Source organism: Streptomyces sp. NPDC005263, assembly GCF_042872365.1.
Lineage (GTDB): Bacteria > Actinomycetota > Actinomycetes > Streptomycetales > Streptomycetaceae > Streptomyces.
Genome location: NZ_JBIAKJ010000006.1, coordinates 562,230 through 580,400, shown reverse-complemented (window position 1 = coordinate 580,400; position 18,171 = coordinate 562,230). Strand labels below are relative to the sequence as shown.

The following is an 18,171-nucleotide window of genomic DNA, read 5'->3' as shown; positions in this document are numbered from 1 at the left end:
TCCGAACATTACGCAACGCTTCGAACAGGCTTCGTCCAACCCCTTGCCGAAGCCTTAGCCGAAGGCTAGCGTCCCGCCACCGCACCACTTTTTGAGCCATTTCACGCTGAACGACAGAGCCGCAGCCGTACTCGAGACAAGGACGTCACCATGTCGGCATTGAGCAACAGCAGCTGGGACCGCCGGACCGTTCTGCGGGCCGCCCTGGGCCTGACCGCCGCGGGCGGGCTGGCCGCGTGCGGCGGCAACAACGGCCGCGGTGGCGGATCCGGGTCGGGCGTCAATCTGACGCAGTTCTTCCACGCGTACGGCGAGGCGGGCACCGAGCAGGCCATCAAGAAGTACGCCAAGGCCTACGACAAGGCCAACGTGACCACGCAGTGGATCACCAGCGCCGACTTCGAGAGCAAGCTCTTCGCGACGCTGCTCACCAAGAACGCGCCCGACCTCTTCGAGTTCCACCCGCAGATACAGATGATCAAGAGTGGTCAGGTGGCGGACCTGACCGGCATCATCGACCCGGTCAAGAGCGACTTCAACCCGGCCGACATCAAGTCGCACACGGTCGACGGGAAGATATACGGCGTCCGGATGATCGACGACCCGCAGTTCTTCTTCTACCGCAAATCGATGCTGGAGAAGGCCAAGGTCGACGTGCCGACCACGCTCGACGAGCTGATGGAGGCCGCCGCCAAGCTCACCACCGGCAAGGTCAAGGGCCTCTACATGGGCAACGACCTCCACAGCGTCATCAGCCCGATGATCTGGTCGGCCGGCGCCGACACCCTCAACGAGAAGAACGAGATCGCCTACCACACCCCCGGCGTCATCGAGGGCATCAAGAAGATGCGCAAGCTGTTCACCAGCGGCAACCTTCTCCTCGGCGCTCCGACCGAATCCTGGGACCCGTCCTCGTTCACCCAGGGCCTGTGTGCCATCCAGTTCTGCGGCATGTGGGCGATGCCGACGATCCAGGACGCGCTCGGCGACGACTGGGGCGTCTTCCCCTTCCCGAAGACCGTCGACTCCGGCAAGCAGTCGGTCTACAACGGCGGCTGGTCGATGTTCGTCAACGCCAAGGGCAAGAACGTCGACGCCGCCAAGGAGTACGTCAAGTGGCTGTGGATCGACCAGAAGAAGTACCAGGAGGAGTGGGCCACCTCCTTCGGCTTCCACATCCCCCCGCGCACCTCGATCGCGCAGACCGCCACCAAGCTCAAGTCCGGCAACGCCGCTGAGGGGGTCAAGCTCTTCAACGAGTTCGGGCACTTCGACAACATCGGCTGGACCCAGGCCATGATCACGTCCCTCGAGGACGTCTTCGCCAACTCCGTCCGCAAGGACATGGACCCGGAAAAGGCCCTCGACAAGGCTGACGCGGCTGTCAACCGCGAGCTCAAGAAGCTCTTCGGATAGACCGCGGGACGGACCACCGACATGTCGACGACCAAGACGCGCGACCTCGCGCGCCCCGCCCCGGCGAAGGCCCCATCGGCCAAGCCGCGGCGGGGTCTGCGGGGCAGCCCCACGTTCAACTTCTGGCTCTTCTGCGGGCCGTTCCTCATCGGTCTGGCGATCTTCGTCTACGCACCGATCCTCTGGAGCCTCTGGCTCAGCTTCTTCGAGGCCCGCTTCACCGTCACACCCGACAAGTTCGTCGGCTTCGAGAACTACACGTACATGCTGACGAACGACGACTTCGTCGGCTCGCTCGGCACCTTCACCGCCTTCGCCGCGTTCATCGTGCCCACCACCTGGGCACTCTCGCTGGGCCTGGCCCTGCTGGTGAACCGGCTGCGCTTCATGCGGGCGTTCTTCCGGTCGGTCTTCTTCCTGCCGACCGCGTGCAGTTATGTGGCCGCCTCGCTGATCTGGAAGATGTCCATCTTCAGCGGTGTCCGCTTCGGCCTGATGAACACGGTCCTGAGCTGGTTCGGGATCGAGAACATCGCCTGGCTGGCCGACCCCAACCCGCCCTGGTACTGGCTGGTCATCGTCACCGCGCGGCTGTGGCTGCAGTCCGGCTTCTACATGATCCTGTTCATCGCGGCGCTGCAGAACATCCCGGACGAGCTGTACGAGGCCGCCGCCATCGACGGCGCCAAGCCGGGCTGGCAGACCTTCCGGTACATCACCCTGCCCCAGCTGCGCGCCACCTCCACCGCGGTGATCCTCCTGCTGCTCATCGCCGCCTACCAGGCCTTCGACGAGTTCTTCAACCTCCTGTCGAAGACCACCTGGGGCCGTCCGCCCCTCGTCGAGCTGTACTACAAGGCCCTCGGCGAGAGCCAGGACTACGGTTCCGGCAGCGCGGGCGCGGTCATCCTGACCGTGTTGATCTGTGCCGTGACCCTGCTCCAGGGCAAGCTCATGGGCTTCGGAAGGGGGGATGAGTCCAAGTGACCACCACGATGCCCGAGGTGCGGGAACCCGCACCGCCGTCGGACAAGCCCCGCCGCGACAAGCGCGGTGGCGGCGTGATGAGCTCCACCGGCCTCTACATCGCCACCGGGATCGCCACCTTCTTCTTCCTGATCCCGTTCTACCTGCTGATCCGCAACGCCCTCTCCACCGACGCCGAGATCACCGGAGAGAACTGGAAGTTCTTCCCCACGAACATCCAGTGGGGCAACATCAGCGAACTGTTCACCGACGAGACGGTGCCGTTCGCCCAGTCCCTGTGGAACTCGGCGGTCGTGGCCACCCTGCACACCCTCGGCGTCCTGCTGGTGTGCTCCCTCGCGGGCTACGCTCTCGCCCGCATCCCGTACAAACACGCCAACAAGGTCTTCTACGCGGTCCTGGGTACCCTGATGGTGCCGACGGCGGTCACCTTCGTCCCCAGCTTCGTCCTGGTGTCGTCGCTCGGCTGGGTGGACACCTACCGGGGTCTCATCATTCCGGGGCTGTTCAGTGGTTTCACCTGCTTCCTGTTCCGGCAGTACTTCCTGGGGTTCCCCAAGGAGCTGGAGGAGGCGGCGCGGGTGGACGGGCTGGGCTACTGGGGTGCGTACTGGCGCATCGTGGTTCCCAACTCGCTGAACTTCTTCGCGGCGATGGCGACCATCACGTTCATCAACGGCTGGAACTCCTTCCTGTGGCCGTTGGTCATCGGCCAGGACCCGGGTTCGTGGACCGTCCAGGTCGCTCTCTCCAACTACATGACCAACCAGACCGTCGTCTTCCATCTGATCTTCATGGCCACAGCCTTTTCCATCCTGCCCCTGGTGTTCGTCTTCCTCTTCCTCCAGCGCTGGCTGGTGCAGGGGATCGCACAGACCGGCATCAAGGGCTGAGCAAGGAGTCCGATGTCTTTGCGCACCACCCCCGCTGTCGACTACGTCGAGGACGTCTCGCCGGGCAGCGGGGCGCTCCCGCCCCGTGCCTGGTACGCGTCCTCGGATGCCGCGTCGCTGTCGCTGAACGGCAGCTGGCGCCTGCGGCTGTCGGCCACGGCCGACGCCGAGGACGACTCGTTCGCCGAGGAAGGGTACGACGCCGGGGGCTGGGCGGAGGTCACCGTCCCCGGTCACTGGGTCCTGCAGGGCGACGGTGCCTTCGGGGCGCCGATCTACACCAACGTCCTCTATCCCTTCCCGGTGGACCCGCCGCACGTCCCGACCGAGAACCCGACCGGTGATCATCTGCGGGTCTTCGAGCTGCCGTCCGACTGGCCGGCCGACGGCGGGGTGGTGCTCCGTTTCGACGGCGTGGAGTCCTGCGCCAGGGTCTGGCTGAACGGCACGGACATCGGCGAGTTCAAGGGCTCGCGGCTGGCGCACGAGTTCGCGGTCGGCCATCTCCTCAAGCCGGGCCCGAACGTGCTCGCGGTCCGTGTCCACCAGTGGTCGGCGGGCTCGTACCTGGAGGACCAGGACCAGTGGTGGCTGCCGGGCATCTTCCGTGACGTGACGCTGCTGCACCGCCCGGCGGGCGGTGTGCTCGACCACTTCGTGCACGCCTCCTACGACCACACCAGCGGCGAGGGCACCCTGCGTGTCGACTCCGACGTCGACGGCCGGGTGCTGGTGCCGGCCCTGGACATCGATGTCGCGACCGGTGAGGAGGTCACCGTCGGGGTGCTGCCGTGGACCGCGGAGACCCCGAAGCTGTACGACGGCGAGCTGGTGACCGAGGGCGAGCGGGTGCCCCTGCGCATAGGTTTCCGGACCGTCGTGCTCGAGGACGGTCTGATCAAGGTCAACGGCACGCCCGTGCTCTTCAAGGGCGTCAACCGGCACGAGTGGCACCCGGAGCGGGGCCGCGCGCTCGACCTGGAGACCATGCGCGAGGACGTGCTGCTGATGAAGCGGCACAACATCAACGCCGTCCGCACCTCGCACTACCCGCCGCACCCGGCCTTCCTCGACCTGTGCGACGAGTACGGCCTGTGGGTCATCGACGAGTGCGATCTGGAGACCCACGGGTTCGTCGAGCAGGACTGGCGCGACAACCCCGTCGACGACGACCGCTGGACCCCGGCCCTGCTGGACCGCGCGGCCCGCATGGTCGAGCGGGACAAGAACCACCCGTCCATCGTCCTGTGGTCCCTGGGCAACGAGGCCGGCACCGGCCGCGGCCTGACCGCGATGGCCGAGTGGATCCACGGCCGGGACTCCTCGCGGCTCGTGCACTACGAGGGCGACTGGAGCTGCCGCGACACCGACGTGTACTCGCGGATGTACGCCTTCCACGACGAGGTCGAGAAGATCGGCCGGCGCACGGACGGCGGCACCAAGAAGCGACGCGACCTTCCCTTCATCCAGTGCGAGTACGGCCACGCCATGGGCAACGGCCCCGGCGGGCTCCTGGACTACCAGCGGCTGTTCGAGAAGTACGACCGGCTGCAGGGCGGCTTCATCTGGGAGTGGATCGACCACGGCATCAAGCATCCCGAGCTGGGCTATGCCTACGGCGGTGACTTCGGCGAGGAGCTGCACGACGGCAACTTCGTCTGCGACGGACTGCTCTTCCCGGACCGGCGGCCCTCCCCCGGCCTGGTCGAGTTCAAGAAGGTCGTCGAGCCGGTCCGCATCGACGGCGGCGGCGACGGCACCGTCCGCGTGACCAACCGGCACGACTTCGCCGACCTGTCCGCGCTGGTCTTCGAGTGGTCGTACCAGGTGGACGGCGAGGCGATCGAGGCCGGGACGCTGAACGTGCCCGCGCTGGCACCGGGCGAGTCGGCCGACGTGAAGCTGCCGGAGCCGCCCGCCCAGACCCCCGGCGGGGAGTCCGGGTGGACGGTGCGGGCGCTGCTGGCGGCCGACACCGCGTGGGCGGCGAAGGGCCATGTGGTCGCCTGGGGTCAGGTCCCGGCGGGCGCCCGCCCGGTGCCGTCCGTCACGCCCACCGACCGGCCGGTGCCCGGCGAGCGGCTGATCACGCTCGGTCCGGCCACCTTCGACGCCCGGACCGGTGCGCCGCGCACCATCGGCGGGGTCACGGTCGAGGGCCTCGAGCTGGACGTGTGGCGGGCGACCACCGACAACGACGACGGCACGGAGTGGCGGACCGGCACCCACTACAGCGCGCTGTGGCGGAAGCTGGGCCTGCACCGCATGCGGCACCGGCTGAAGTCCGTGGAGCCGGGCGAGGACGCCCTGACGGTACGGACCCGGGTGGCGCCCGCCGCCGCCGAGGTCGGTCTGAGCACCGTCTACCGCTGGACCTCGGACGGCGAGCGGCTGCGGCTGACCGTGTCCGTGACCCCGGAGGGCGAGTGGACGCTGCCCCTGCCCCGGCTGGGCGTCCGCCTCGGGCTGCCGGGTTCGACGGACCGGGTGCGCTGGTTCGGTGGCGGCCCCGGCGAGGCCTACCCGGACACCAGGTCGGCCTCGATGACGGGCCGCTGGGAGTCCTCGGTCGACGAGTTGCAGACGCCGTACGTGCGTCCGCAGGAGAACGGGGCCCGTGCCGACGTCCGCTGGGTGGAGCTCGGCGGCCTCAGGGTCGAGGGTGACCCGGAGTTCTGGTTCAGCGCCCGGCGGTGGACCACCGAGCAGTTGGACGCGGCCGCGCACCGCACCGACCTCGAGGCCGGGGACACGGTGTGGGTGAACCTCGACCACGCTCTGCACGGGGTGGGTTCGCAGTCCTGCGGGCCCGGCCCGCTGCCGCAGTACCTGCTGCACGCCGAGCCGGCCGAGTTCTCGTTCGTGTTCTCGGTGGTCGACTAGGCGGACACCCCTAGGGCCCGGACAGGGTTTTGTCCAACTCGTAGATCCATAAATCCATTGACCGATTGATCGACATTCTGCAACGGTCTTGCTGTGTCCCGCGGCCGGTCGGCCCTCCAAGCCGACCGGCCGCATCTCATGCGCAGCAAGGGAGTCCACAGCGTGAGCGGAAGCATCGAGGTCCGTGGCCTGTCCCGCGTCTTCCACACCAGCGTCCGCCGCCCCGGCCTCACGGGCACGCTGCGGTCCCTGGTCAACCCGGAGCGGGTCGCCAAGCACGCCGTCTCCGACATCACCTTCGACGTCGCCCCCGGCGAACTCCTGGCCCTGCTCGGCCCGAACGGCGCCGGCAAGTCCACCACCATCAAGATGCTCACCGGCATCCTCACGCCGAGCTCCGGCGAGGCGAGGGTGGCGGGCCTGGTGCCGTACCGGGAGCGCGAGCGCAACGCCCGCAACATCGGGGCGGTGTTCGGGCAGCGCACGCAGCTGTGGTGGGACCTGCCGGTGCGTGAGTCGTTCGCGATCCTCAGGGACATCTACGAGGTGCCGAAGGCCGAACACGCGGCCCGTCTCAAGGAGTTCGACGACCTGCTCGACCTGTCGTCGTTCTGGGAGACCCGGGTGCGTCACCTCTCCCTCGGCCAGCGCGTCCGCAGCGACCTCGCCGCCGCCCTGCTGCACGACCCGCAGGTCGTCTTCCTCGACGAACCCACCATCGGCATGGACGTGGTCGTCAAGGAGCAGGTACGGGAGTTCCTGCGCCACCAGGTCGAGGAACGCGGCCGTACCGTCCTGTTGACCACGCACGACATGACCGAGGTCGAGCGGCTCGCCGAACGGGTCATCCTGATCAACCACGGCCGGCTCGTCCTGGACGGCGGCCTCGACGAGATCCGCCGCACGTTCGGCTCGACCTGGCAGGTCCGGGCGACCCTCGCCGAGGCGCACACCGAGGTCAAGGCGCTGCCCGGGATAGCGGTGCTGCGACACGAGGGCCCGCAGGTCGTGTTCGGTCCGGACGGGCCCGACGCGCCGTCCGTGCACCAGGCGCTGAAGGCGGTCATCGAGCGGTACGAGGTGACCGGCGTTGCCATCGACGAGGCGGACCTCGAGGACGTGATGCGGACCGCCTACGCCCAGGCGGGGGCGGTGTGATGGCCGTACTCCACGCCTGGCGCACCGCCCGGGTCACCCCGCTCGGTGAGCTGCACACCCCGCCCCGGATGACCGCCGTGCTGCTCCGGCTGACCGTGCAGGTGGTGCTGGTGGCCTCCCTGTGGCACGGCCTGTACGAGCACACCGGCACCACCGCCGGCCTCGACCGGGACCAGGCGGTCACCTACGCCGTGCTGGCCGTACTCGCCTCCCGGCTGCGGGAGTTGGACCAGTTCTCGGGCCGGGACACCGTCATCCAGCACATGCACTACGGAACCATCGTGTACTGGTACCTGCGCCCGCTGCCGCCCCGTCGCTACTACGCCCTGCGCGCCCTCGGGGAGCAGCTGTACGGGTTCGCGTGGGCGCTGGGCGGATACGCGGTCTGCCTGGCCGTGGGCGTCGTCGAGCCGCCCGGGTCGGTGGCGGTGGCGGGGGTGTTCGCGCTGAGCCTGCTGCTCGGTCAGTGGGTGCTGTACTACATCATGCTCGCCACGGACCAGTGGTGTTTCTGGGCGCTGCGCAACAACGCCGCGGTGCTGATCCTGATCTTCGCGCAGAACCTGCTGTCCGGGGTGTACGCGCCGTTGTGGTTCTTCCCCGACTGGTTCGTCACCCTGAGCTCGTTCATGCCGTTCCAGGCGACGCTGAGTGTGCCGCTGTCGCTGTACATCGGCCGTATCCCGCTGTCGGACGCGGCCGGCCAGCTGGCGATCCAGGCCGCCTGGGTCGTGCTGCTCGCACTGTTCACCCGGTTCCTGTGGCACCGCGCCGCCCGCCGTGTCATATCCCAGGGAGGCTGATGCCCATGCAGGCCGTCCGCATCGCGTGGCGTGTGACGCGTCTGAACTTCCGTGCGCAACTGGAGTACCGCTCCGAGTTCCTGCTGATGGTCGCGATCGGCGCGATCTGGCAGGTGTCCGTGATCGTCTTCGCGACGGTGCTGCTGTCCCGGTTCACCGGGATGGGCGGCTGGGACAGCTCGGAGGTGCTGCTGATACCTGCGACGCGCATGCTCGCGCACGGATTGTTCGTCCTGGTGCTGGGCCGGATGCACGGCGCCGGCCGGTTGATCCAGGAAGGCATGATCGACGCCTACCTCCTGCGTCCGATGCCGGTGCACCGTCAGGTCCAGCTCTCCTACTTCCCCACCAACGCGATCGGTGACCTGACCGTCGCGGCCGGTCTGATGGCGGGCGCGCTCAGCCGCAGCGAACTGGACTGGACGGCGGGCCGGACCTCGTACCTGATCGCCGCGATCCTCGGCGGCATGCTCCTGGAGGCGGCCCTGTTCACGGCGGTGGCCTGTGCCTCCCTGCGCTTCCCGGCCGCGGACTACTGGGGCCGCTGGCTGGAGGAACTGCTCGGCACCTTCGGCAGCTATCCGCTGAACGTGCTGCCGAAGGCGGTCGGCGGTTTCCTGACGTTCGGTCTTCCGCTGGCGTTCGTCGCGTACTTCCCGGCCGCCGTCCTCACCGGCCACGGCCACGACACCGGCGTCCCGTACTGGCTGGCGGCGGCCTCCCCGCTGCTGGGCGTGCTGGCGTATCTGGGGGCGCGGCTGCTGTGGCGGCGGAGCCTGGCGCACTACGCGGGTGTGAACGGGTGATGGCGGCGGCGTCAGTCCGGGGCCGACCGCCGGATCGGCGTGAACAGGGCGGCCACCGCGATCAGTACGCAGCAGCCGCCGGCGACCAGGCCGACCGGTGCCGTGCCCTGCCGGTCCGCCGCCCAGGTCAGGACGGCCGCGCCGATCGGGGCCGCGGCGTACTGGAGGGTCCAGAAGGCTGAGGTGACGCGGCCCAGGAGCGGTTCCGGGGTCACTTCCTGACGCAGGGACATGGAGCAGGTGCCCGCGACGCCGACGCAGGCGAGGAAGGCCGCGCTCAGGGCGGCGACGGCGGGTACGTCCCGGGCCCAGCCCAGGCCGGCGAAGGCGAGCCCGCTGGCCGCGACCGCGCCGGTCCAGGTCGGGCCGAAGCCGAGCCTGCGGCGGATCCGGGCGACCAGCAGGGCGCCGGTGATGGTGCCGAGGGCGCCGACGGCCATGACGGTGCCGACCGTGCCGTCGTCGTGACCGAGGTCGTGCTTGAGGTGGTAGATGACCAGGTCGTTCAGGCCGAGGGTGAGGAAGCTGAAGACGAACAGCAGGGCGGTGAGGGAGCGCAGCACCGGATGGCCGGCCAGGAACGCGATTCCGGCGCGCAGGTCCTGCCACAGGCTCGTCCGCCGCGCCGGGGTGCCGTCGTCCCCGGAGCGCGCTGCGAACCGTACGAGGAGCAGGCAGGCCGCCGAGACGCCGAAGCTGGCCGCGTCCACTGCCACGGCGGCGGCCGGGCCGGACCAGGCGGCCACCACTCCCGCGCCCACCGGCCCGAGGACGCCGGCCGCCGCGGCGGTCGCGTTCAGCCGGCCGTTGGCCTCCGTGAGCTGTCCGGTGCCGACCAGGCCGCGGACGACGGTGACATAGCCGACGGCGAACAGCATGCCGACGGCCTCGCACAGCGGCAGGACCACGTAGAGCAGCCAGACCCGCGGTCCGAACAGCCACACCAGCGGGATCACCCCGTACAGCACCATGCGCACCAGGTCGCAGGCGATGAGCAGGCGACGGCGGTCGACGCGGTCCACCAGGGTCCCGGCGAACACGGCCGCCAGCACGGACGCCGCTCCGCCGACCGCCGTGAGCAGGCCCATCCGGGCGAGTGAGCCGGTGGCCTGGAGCACCAGCAGGGGCAGGGCGATCAGGGCGAAGGAGTCGCCGAGGACGGACAGGGTCTGCGCGGCCCAGAAGATCCCGAAGTCCCGCTGCCGCCACAGGGGGCGCGGTGTGCCGGGCGGGTTCGGCCGGGTGCCGAGCGGTGTCCGACCGCCGGGTTCCTCGGCGCGCCGTGCCTCGTGTGTCATGCCCCTCCCCGTGTCCACGGCAACCTTATGGCGGACGAGGCGTCACCGGGCCGTCGACGGGCACCTCAACGCCGTTACGGAGCAGGTGAGTTCGTGGTCAGAGGCGGGCGTCGGTCGGTTGCGCGTTCAGTCGGCCGCGGCACCGAACCACCGGGGTAGCAGGCCGAGCAGATCCGCCTGGTCGTCGCCGACCCACGCCACGTGGCCGTCCGGCCGCAGCAGCACCGCGGGCACGTCCAGTTCCGCGCTCACCTCGACGACGTGGTCGACCCGGTCCTCCCAGCCCGCCACCGAGAGCCGGCCGGTCTGGTCGAGCAGGAGTCCGCGGCCGTCGTGCATCAGCTCGTACAGACGCCCCCGCTGCAATCCCACGTCCCGCAGGCGGCGACCGAGCATCTCAGGGCCCTCGCCGAAGTCGTAGCGGACGTCGACCGCGGTGATCATCCCGGTCACGTACCGGTTCACCTCCTCGAAGTCCATCAGCTTCGAGAACAGCTCGCGCAGCGCCTTCGCACCCGGATCGGTCCCCAGCAGCGTGATCTGGGCGCGGGTGTTGTCCAGTACGCGGGCGCCCACCGGGTGCCGTTCGGCGTGGTAGGTGTCCAACAGCCCGTCCGGCGCCCAGCCGTTCACCGCGGCGGCCAGTTTCCAGCCGAGGTTGAACGCGTCCTGCACGCCGAGGTTGAGCCCCTGCCCGCCGGTCGGCGGGTGGATGTGCGCCGCGTCGCCCGCCAGCAGCACCCGGCCGACCCGGTACCGCTCGGCCTGCCGGGTCGCGTCGCCGAACCGGGACAGCCAGCGCTGCGAGTGCACGCCGAAGTCGGTGCCCGCGACCGCCCGCAGCCGCTGCCTGAACTCCTCCAGGGTGGGCGCGGCCGCACGGTCCTCGGCCACACCGTCGGCGGGCACGCCGACCCGCCACACCCCGTCCACGGTGGGGCTGGCACCGAACCGCAGGTGCGTTCTGCGGACGTGCTCGACGACGGCGGCGATCGTCGCCGGGTCCTCGGTCACCTCCATCTCTCCCAGCAGCGTCTCCACCGTGGAGGGCTCACCGGGGAAACCGACACCGAGCAGTTTGCGCACCACGCTGCGGCCGCCGTCGCACCCGACGAGGTAGCGCGAGCGCAGCCGCGTGCCGTCCGCGAGCTCGACGCTCACCTCGGCGCCCTCGTCGTCCTGACTCAGTCCGACCACTTCGCAGCCACGCCGGATCTCGGTGCCGAGTTCGAGGGCGCGCTCACCCAGCAGCCGTTCGGTGACCGGCTGCGGGATGGCGACGCCGTACGGGTGCGCCGTGTCCAGGCTGTCCGGCCACGGCTTTCTGATGCCGCCGAAGAAACCGCCGGCCTGGAACGTCCCACTGACCGCGAGGAACCGGTCCAGCAGGCCCCGCTGGTCCATCATCTCGACGCTGCGCGCGTGCAGTCCCTGCCCGCGGGACTGCCGGGTCGGCTCGCTCAGCTTCTCCAGCACGATCACCCGCACACCGTGCAGCCGCAACTCGCAGGCCAGCATCAGACCGGTCGGTCCACCCCCGGCGATGATCACGTCGATCATCACGACCCCCAACTCGACGAAGGCGTCGGATTCTTGGCAGCCGGTGACGCGTATTCCGGCTTCGACCGCTGATTCTCTCTCACTGTTTCCCCAACTGCCCTTTCCCGTCACACTGTTGGCGGAGAACCTGAATACCGTTCATCTTCCGTCCCCGCTTCCTCCCATCGGAGAGACACCCCCACCATGAGACGACTCCTTGGCACCCTCGCGGCCGCCGCGCTGGCCGTGGCCGGCCTCGCCGCCACCGGCACGACGCCCGCGGCGGCCGCCACCAGCGGCACGTTCAACGTCCTGACGTACAACGTCGCGGGCCTCCCCGAGGGCCTGAGCTCCGGCCACCCGGAGAAGAACACCCCACTGATCTCCCCGCGCCTGGCGAAGTACGACATCGTGAACGTGCAGGAGGACTTCAACTACCACGCGGCCCTCTACGCCGGGGACAACCACCCCTACCGCACCGCGACGAGCGGCGGCGTGCCGTTCGGCGACGGCATCAACACCCTGTCGAACTACGCCTTCGAGGACTTCGAGCGGGTGAAGTGGAACAAGTGCACCGGCACCAACTGCCTGACCCCGAAGGGCTTTTCGCTGGCGCGGGTGCGGCTCGCCGAAGGTGTCTTCGTGGACCTCTACAACGTCCACACCAACGCGGACGACACGGACGACGCGCTGGCCGCCCGCCGGGCCAACGTGGAGCAGCTGTCCTCATTCATCCAGGCCAACTCCGCGGGCAACGCGGTGATCGTCATGGGCGACACGAACACCCGGTACACCCGCGCCGGTGACAACATCCGCACGCTGGCCGACGAGAACGGCCTGACCGACGCGTGGGTGCAGCTGGCGAAGGGCGGCACCCGGCCGACGCAGGGCGCGGACCCTCTGCTGTGCCCGACCACGGCACCGACCAACGGCTGCGAGGTGGTGGACAAGGTCCTCTACCGCGGCAGCAAGCTGTTCTCGCTCTCGGCCACGCGCTACGCCAACGAGTGGGCGTCGTTCCTCGACTCGGCCGGCGGCAACCTGTCGGACCACTTCCCGCACACGGTCGGCTTCTCCTACACCCTCAACTCGTCCCTGACGGCGAGCGACTTCGTCGGCGGACCGCACGGCACGGCGTTCAACGACTCCGACGACCTGCCCGCGGCCCCCTCCCCCCGCACCCTGACCCTGCGCGGCAGTTCCCGCCTCGACGCGCTGTCCCTCACCCTCGACGGCGGTACGGTCCTCTCGCACGGCGGCACGGGCGGCACCGCGACCTCCCTGACCCTCGCCTCCGGCGAACACCTCACCTCGGTGAAGCTGACCCAGGGCCAGAAGGACAGCCGGACCCGGATCTTCTCGGCGGCCTTCACCACCGACAAGGGCCGCTCGCTGACCTCCGGTACGCCGACCACCGACACCAAGACCTTCACGGCTCCGCCGGGCCGGCAGATCGTCGGGTTCACCGGCCGGGCGGGCGACGAGATCGACAAGCTGGGGGTCGTGTACGCGCCCATCGGCTGAGGCCCCTTTCCGGCACCGGGCTCCGCGCCACCCCTCCGGGTCACCCCTCCGGCTTCGCAGCGGGCCCTACCGTCCGGGACGAAGGGCCGGAGGGGTGACGCCTGCCGGCCTGGGTCGACGTCGGCGGGCGTGGCGCGTGGTGCCGTCACTCGGGGGCCCAGTCGGCGTTCGCGCCGCAGACGATCAGGCACGGCAGGTCCCCGGGAACCCGGCCGGCCAGCCACGCGGCGAACGGGAGGGCCGCGGCAGGTTCCACCGCGATCCGGCACTCCTCCCACAGCAGGTCGCGGGCCCGCATGATCTGCTCATCGTCGACCAGCACGGACGACACGTCGTGTGCGGCCAGGACGGCGAAAGGGACCTCACCGACCCGGCTCGCGCCGGTCGCGGAGGCGGCGACGGAGTCCACGGCCGAGTCCACCGGCTCTCCCGCGGCGAGCGCGTCGTGCAGGCAGCGGCAGTGCTCCGGCTCGACGGCGACGACGCGGCGCCCGGCGCTCGCGAGTGCCGTACCGGCCGCCAGCCCGCCACCGCCGACCGCCGCCGCGATCGCGTCGACACCGGGCGCGTCGGCCAGGATCTCGGCCGCCACGGTTCCCTGCCCCGCGACGACGGCCGGATCGTCATAGGGGTGGAGGAACCGATGGCCCGGCCGGGCCGCGGCATCCGATCCCGCCGAGGCAGCCTCGGCGAAGGTGGCGCCGTGCCGGACGAGCCGCGCACCGGCGGCCTCGATGCGGCGTGCCTTCGCCGCCGGAACCGTCCTGGGCACATAGACCGTCGCGGACACGCCGAGCAGCGACGCGGCCGTCGCGACCGCCAGGCCGTGGTTACCGCCGGACGCGGCCACGACATGGTCGTCCAGAGGCCCGGAGAGCATCGCGTTGAGCGCGCCGCGCAGCTTGAACGAGCCACTGCGCTGGAGGTACTCCAGCTTCAGCAGGACGCGCCGGTCGCCGATCTCCAGATCCAGCAGCGGCGTACGACGGGCGTAGGGACGGATCCTGTCGGCTGCCGCGTGCACATCGGTGGCCGAAAACATGTGAGTCGGACTGTTCATGGGGTCCATGCTTCACGTGACATCCCCATTAGCGCCAGCAACGATCGGTAAGCCGCCGTTAGTGATGCTTACGATGGACGCATGGCACGAGAGTTGGACGTCAACCGCCTGCGGGTCCTGATGGAGGTGGCACACGCCGCCTCCATCGCCGAGGCGGCGCGCAATCTGTCGTTCACGCCCTCGGCGCTCTCGCAGCAGCTCTCCAAGCTGGAGACGGAACTCGGCACCCGTCTGCTGGAACGCCACCCGACCGGCGTCACCCTGACCCCGGTCGGCGCCGTCCTGGTGGACCACGCGGAGCGTGTGATCGGAGAGCTCCGGCAGGCACGCGCCGCGGTCGACGCCGCGATGGGGGCCCAACCGCAGCGCCTCGCGCTGGGCTCCTTCGCCACCGCGGCGCAGGTGCTGGTGCCGACGGCGCTGGCCGCGCTCCAACGCAGGTATCCCCGGGCCGAGTTGTCGCTCATCGACATCGAACCGCCCGAAGGCTACGGACTGGTGACGTCGAACGACCTCGACGTGCTGATCACCCACCGCTACCCCGGCGTGGCACCGACACCCCACCCAGGGCTCGACCGACGGACGCTGCTCGACGACCCGCTTCGACTGGTACTGCCTGCCGACCACCGGCTCGCCCAGGGCGCCGGTCACCGCGGCATCAGCCTCAGTCGGCTCAAGAACGAGACGTGGATCTCCGGTGCGCCGGGCATCCCGAACAGGACCTGCCTGGAAACGATCGGCCGCCAGGCAGGTGTCGAGCCCCACGTCGCCTACGCGTCCGCCGACTACCACGTCATCCTGGAACTGGTCGGCGCGGGACTGGGGGTCGCGCTCGTCCCCGAAAGCCTGCTCGCCGGTGCCGACCGCTCCCGGGTCTCGGTCCACGGTCTGCGCGGGCTCGCTCCGGCCCGCGAGATCAGCATCGTGCACCGCCGCCGGCCGACCACCCTCGTCCGGGAACTCACCTCCTTCCTCCACACCGCCGCGGACGCCCTTTCCCGGCACGGGTGACAAAGCAGGTCGGTGACAAGGCAGGTCAAGGAGAACTTCCCTCAGGAAAGGCGCCCGCACAAGGGCCTCCCAGGACGTAACCTAGAGCCCCTAGGAAACCATCCAGTCCCGAGGTACCCATGCCCCGAGCCGGCCTCACCCCCGACCGCGTCACCGCGGCCGCCGCCGAACTCGCCGACGAGGTCGGCTTCGACCACGTCAGTCTCTCCGCCCTCGCCCGGCACTTCGGGGTGAAGGACGCGAGCCTGTACTCGCATGTCAAGAACCTCCAGGATCTGCGCACCCGGCTCGCCCTGCTGGCCGGGGGCGAGATGATCGACCGGATCGCCCTGGCCGTCGCGGGGCGGTCCGGCAAGGAAGCGCTCGTCGCCTTCGCCGGTGCGTACCGGGAGTACGCGCTCGCGCACCCCGGGCGCTACGCGGCCACCCAGATCCGCATCGACCAGTCCCTCGTCGCCGACTCGCCCGCCCTGCGCCGCACCGCCGAGATCACGTACGGCATGCTGCGCGCCTACGGCCTCGACGAGCCCGACCTCACCGACGCCGTACGCCTGCTGCGGGCCACCTTCCACGGCTACTGCGCCCTGGAGTCCACCGGGGGCTTCGGCGCGCCCCGGGACGTCCGGGCGTCCTGGGACAGGGCGATCGACGCGCTGCACATCGCGCTCGAACACTGGCCCGGCGAGTCGAAGAAGCGCGGCTGAGAAACAGCTCCACCGCCTACGACCCCCTCGCCGGGGCCTGCCCGACCTCGACGAGCCCGCGCACGGCCCGCCTCACCCCCTGACCACAGAGGCCGCAGAGCCCCCGGGAGGGCTCATCCGCTCGGTCATCCGGCGTACGACCTCGACGGGCAGCCCCGGATTCTGGGCCACCTCCTCTGCACTGCCCGTCTCCCGCAGCAGCCGGACCAGCACACGAACCGGCAGGTTGGGGTGGCGGGCGGCTGCCCCGCGTATGTGGTCGTGCGGGTCCTCCAGCAGGAGGACCACACACTCGGCGGGCAGTCGCGGGTCGGTCGCGGCGCGGTACCGCACCTCCGCGCTCGGGTCCCGGCTGAGCCGCGCCACCAGTTCGGGCGTCGACTCCGGGTCGTCCGGGGCCAGCCTGCGCATGCGGGGGTTCGGGTCGTCGGCGTACCGCAGCAGGTCGTGGCGGGGGAAGTTCGGGTGGCCGCGCGGGCGGTCGGGGACGGTGAGGCTGCCGTCCCACCACTGCCACACCGCCATGAGCATGTCCGCGGGGGCGTCGTCGCAGGATTCGGCGAGGAAGAGCTGGACGATCCGGTCCTCGTCGCGGGCGAGGAGGGCGACGACGTCCGGCGGCAGTCGCCGGGCCCGGGCGACGCTCCTACGGACGAGGGGGTGGGAGGAGGCGGCCAGACGACGCATGGCCTCGTCGTCATGGTGCAGTTCCTTGACCCACGCCAGGGTGTGGGCGCGCGCGTGCGGTGCGAAGTCGATGGGGATGCGGGCGCGTTGTTCCTCCGTGAGGTCGGCGCGGATCGACACCGCGTATCGGACCCCGGCGTCCGGGTCCGCGGCGAGGAGTTCGACCAGGTCCGGGTCCAGGCGGGGGTTGGCGGCGAGGGAGCGACGCTCGGCCGGTTCACCGTGCCGTGCCAGGTGCGCGGCGAGTTCGCGCGCCAGGCGGCACGTCTCCAGCACGTCCGTCTTGAGGTTCTGCGCTTCGTACACCGAGCGGGGCATGGGGTGTTGCTGGTGGTGCAGCAGCAGGGCCCGCGACCGCACCGTGTCGTGCGGGTCGGTCAGGAGCGCCTCGCGTGCCGGGGCGTCGAGGTGCGGCCAGGCCTGCTCACAGACCGCGGCCCGCACGCCGCCGTCGGGGTCGGCGGCCAGGGTCCGCGCCAGGGACGGGGGCAGACCCTTGAGGCGGGCGGTCTCCGAACGGACGCGGGCGGAGGGATCGGCGGCGAGCTTCCGGTAGGTGTCCTCGGTGAGCTCGGCCCACCGATCCGCGGCCACCATCACGAGGCTCCACCGGCGGCGCTCGTCCCGTTCGCCGAGGATCAGCCGGGCCCACTGGTCGGGGGTGATGTTCGGCTGGGCCTCGGCGGCGAACTCCCGGCGCTTCCAGTCCGGGTCGGCCAGAACCGCGTCCACGACCGCCGTCGGCATCGGGCGGTACATGGCGTGGGGGGACCTGTGCAGCAGTCGGACGCGCAGGTCGTCCGGGGTCACCGAGTTGCGCGAGAACCCGCGAGCCCACGCGTCCAGCAGCTTCTGAGTCGGTCCTGGTGCTTCGAAGAGCGAGCGCCAGGCAGCCGCCCCTTCCTCAGGTGTCTCCCGGGCCGCCGCCCGCGCCGCCGCCTCCTGCCGCTGCTTGATCCGGTCCTCGGCGATCAGCCACACGTCGTACTCCTCGACCGTGGCGGCCACCAGGGCATCACCGTCGAGCGACAGCGTGACGAGCTCCGGCTGCCCGGGCCGCTCGCCCAGCACTCCGGCAAGGTCCCAGTCGGCGGTGAGCCTGACCCGGGTCCAGGTGGCGGGCGTACCGCACGAGCACGTGCCGGCGACGCTGATCAGGAACACGCCGTCCCCGTCGAGGACCCCGGCGTCGGTCGCCAGCCGGTGCCACTCCCGGTTGACGGAGTCGACCAGATCGGGCAGGTCGGTCCGGACGGTCGCGGTCGGCTCGGTCTCGAACCCGATCACCCGCCGGAACGCCATCGACGGCGGTAGTACCTCCTCGGTGCGCCAGTCACCGGCGATCTCCAGCCCGGCCCGTCGCAACAGATCGAACGTCTCGTCTCTCCGACTCGCCACGAGC

General features: G+C 70.3%; 14 protein-coding genes. 10 read left to right on the top strand and 4 right to left on the bottom strand.

Annotation, left to right across the window (positions count from 1 at the left end):
- Positions 1-150 precede the first annotated feature (150 nt).
- The 7 genes from ACFYRY_RS28485 (at position 151) to ACFYRY_RS28455 (ending at position 8,946) form a co-directional block, all read left to right on the top strand.
- The gene (locus tag ACFYRY_RS28485) at positions 151-1,416 is read left to right on the top strand and encodes an ABC transporter substrate-binding protein (RefSeq protein WP_389151554.1); all 1,266 of its coding nucleotides are present in this window, start codon (positions 151-153) and stop codon (positions 1,414-1,416) included.
- A 21-nt stretch (positions 1,417-1,437) separates the two neighbouring features.
- A complete protein-coding gene (locus ACFYRY_RS28480) occupies positions 1,438-2,403 on the top strand; it encodes a carbohydrate ABC transporter permease (RefSeq protein WP_389151551.1) in 966 nt (321 codons plus the stop codon).
- Positions 2,400-3,296 (top strand): carbohydrate ABC transporter permease, encoded by an 897-nt coding sequence (locus ACFYRY_RS28475; protein WP_389151547.1) that lies wholly within the window; start codon positions 2,400-2,402, stop codon positions 3,294-3,296. Before ACFYRY_RS28480 ends, ACFYRY_RS28475 begins: the two co-directional genes overlap by 4 nt.
- Before the next feature lie 12 nt (positions 3,297-3,308).
- A complete protein-coding gene (locus tag ACFYRY_RS28470) occupies positions 3,309-6,179 on the top strand; it encodes a glycoside hydrolase family 2 TIM barrel-domain containing protein (protein ID WP_389151544.1) in 2,871 nt (956 codons plus the stop codon).
- A 162-nt stretch (positions 6,180-6,341) separates the two neighbouring features.
- Positions 6,342-7,337, top strand: coding sequence for an ATP-binding cassette domain-containing protein (locus ACFYRY_RS28465; protein WP_389151541.1), 996 nt, complete (start codon positions 6,342-6,344; stop codon positions 7,335-7,337).
- Positions 7,337-8,140 (top strand): ABC transporter permease, encoded by an 804-nt coding sequence (locus ACFYRY_RS28460; RefSeq protein ID WP_389151538.1) that lies wholly within the window; start codon positions 7,337-7,339, stop codon positions 8,138-8,140. Before ACFYRY_RS28465 ends, ACFYRY_RS28460 begins: the two co-directional genes overlap by 1 nt.
- A 5-nt stretch (positions 8,141-8,145) precedes the next feature.
- Positions 8,146-8,946 (top strand): ABC transporter permease, encoded by an 801-nt coding sequence (locus ACFYRY_RS28455; protein WP_389151665.1) that lies wholly within the window; start codon positions 8,146-8,148, stop codon positions 8,944-8,946.
- An 11-nt stretch (positions 8,947-8,957) separates the two neighbouring features.
- On the opposite strand, the gene ACFYRY_RS28450 is transcribed toward ACFYRY_RS28455, so the two are convergent.
- The gene (locus tag ACFYRY_RS28450) at positions 8,958-10,244 is read right to left on the bottom strand and encodes an MFS transporter (protein ID WP_389151535.1); all 1,287 of its coding nucleotides are present in this window, start codon (positions 10,242-10,244) and stop codon (positions 8,958-8,960) included.
- Positions 10,245-10,370: 126 nt separating this feature from the next.
- The gene (rox, locus tag ACFYRY_RS28445) at positions 10,371-11,804 is read right to left on the bottom strand and encodes a rifampin monooxygenase (RefSeq protein ID WP_389151532.1); all 1,434 of its coding nucleotides are present in this window, start codon (positions 11,802-11,804) and stop codon (positions 10,371-10,373) included.
- Between the two features lie 183 nt (positions 11,805-11,987).
- Between rox and ACFYRY_RS28440 the strand changes: the two genes are divergently transcribed.
- The gene (locus ACFYRY_RS28440; protein ID WP_389151529.1) at positions 11,988-13,307 is read left to right on the top strand and encodes a jacalin-like lectin; all 1,320 of its coding nucleotides are present in this window, start codon (positions 11,988-11,990) and stop codon (positions 13,305-13,307) included.
- 145 nt (positions 13,308-13,452) lie between these two features.
- On the opposite strand, the gene ACFYRY_RS28435 is transcribed toward ACFYRY_RS28440, so the two are convergent.
- Complete coding sequence (locus ACFYRY_RS28435; protein WP_389151526.1) at positions 13,453-14,367, bottom strand: serine/threonine dehydratase; 915 nt, start codon at positions 14,365-14,367, stop codon at positions 13,453-13,455.
- A gap of 81 nt (positions 14,368-14,448) precedes the next feature.
- Here ACFYRY_RS28435 and ACFYRY_RS28430 point away from each other — a divergent pair, with 81 nt between their 5' ends.
- Both ACFYRY_RS28430 and ACFYRY_RS28425 read left to right on the top strand, forming a co-directional pair.
- Complete coding sequence (locus tag ACFYRY_RS28430; RefSeq protein WP_389151523.1) at positions 14,449-15,378, top strand: LysR substrate-binding domain-containing protein; 930 nt, start codon at positions 14,449-14,451, stop codon at positions 15,376-15,378.
- Between the two features lie 119 nt (positions 15,379-15,497).
- Positions 15,498-16,082 (top strand): TetR/AcrR family transcriptional regulator, encoded by a 585-nt coding sequence (locus ACFYRY_RS28425; RefSeq protein WP_389151520.1) that lies wholly within the window; start codon positions 15,498-15,500, stop codon positions 16,080-16,082.
- A 72-nt stretch (positions 16,083-16,154) separates the two neighbouring features.
- On the opposite strand, the gene ACFYRY_RS28420 is transcribed toward ACFYRY_RS28425, so the two are convergent.
- Complete coding sequence (locus ACFYRY_RS28420; protein WP_389151517.1) at positions 16,155-18,167, bottom strand: PE-PGRS family protein; 2,013 nt, start codon at positions 18,165-18,167, stop codon at positions 16,155-16,157.
- Between the last annotated feature and the right edge of the window lie 4 nt (positions 18,168-18,171).

Coding starts and splice junctions, on each gene's coding strand:
- ACFYRY_RS28485 (WP_389151554.1), top strand. CDS start 151: ATGTCGGCATTGAGCAACAGCAGCTGGGACCGCCGGACCGTTCTGCGG.
- ACFYRY_RS28455 (WP_389151665.1), top strand. CDS start 8,146: ATGCAGGCCGTCCGCATCGCGTGGCGTGTGACGCGTCTGAACTTCCGT.
- ACFYRY_RS28430 (WP_389151523.1), top strand. CDS start 14,449: ATGGCACGAGAGTTGGACGTCAACCGCCTGCGGGTCCTGATGGAGGTG.
- ACFYRY_RS28480 (WP_389151551.1), top strand. CDS start 1,438: ATGTCGACGACCAAGACGCGCGACCTCGCGCGCCCCGCCCCGGCGAAG.
- ACFYRY_RS28460 (WP_389151538.1), top strand. CDS start 7,337: ATGGCCGTACTCCACGCCTGGCGCACCGCCCGGGTCACCCCGCTCGGT.
- ACFYRY_RS28435 (WP_389151526.1), bottom strand. CDS start 14,367: ATGAACAGTCCGACTCACATGTTTTCGGCCACCGATGTGCACGCGGCA.
- ACFYRY_RS28450 (WP_389151535.1), bottom strand. CDS start 10,244: ATGACACACGAGGCACGGCGCGCCGAGGAACCCGGCGGTCGGACACCG.
- ACFYRY_RS28440 (WP_389151529.1), top strand. CDS start 11,988: ATGAGACGACTCCTTGGCACCCTCGCGGCCGCCGCGCTGGCCGTGGCC.
- rox (WP_389151532.1), bottom strand. CDS start 11,804: ATGATCGACGTGATCATCGCCGGGGGTGGACCGACCGGTCTGATGCTG.
- ACFYRY_RS28425 (WP_389151520.1), top strand. CDS start 15,498: ATGCCCCGAGCCGGCCTCACCCCCGACCGCGTCACCGCGGCCGCCGCC.
- ACFYRY_RS28470 (WP_389151544.1), top strand. CDS start 3,309: ATGTCTTTGCGCACCACCCCCGCTGTCGACTACGTCGAGGACGTCTCG.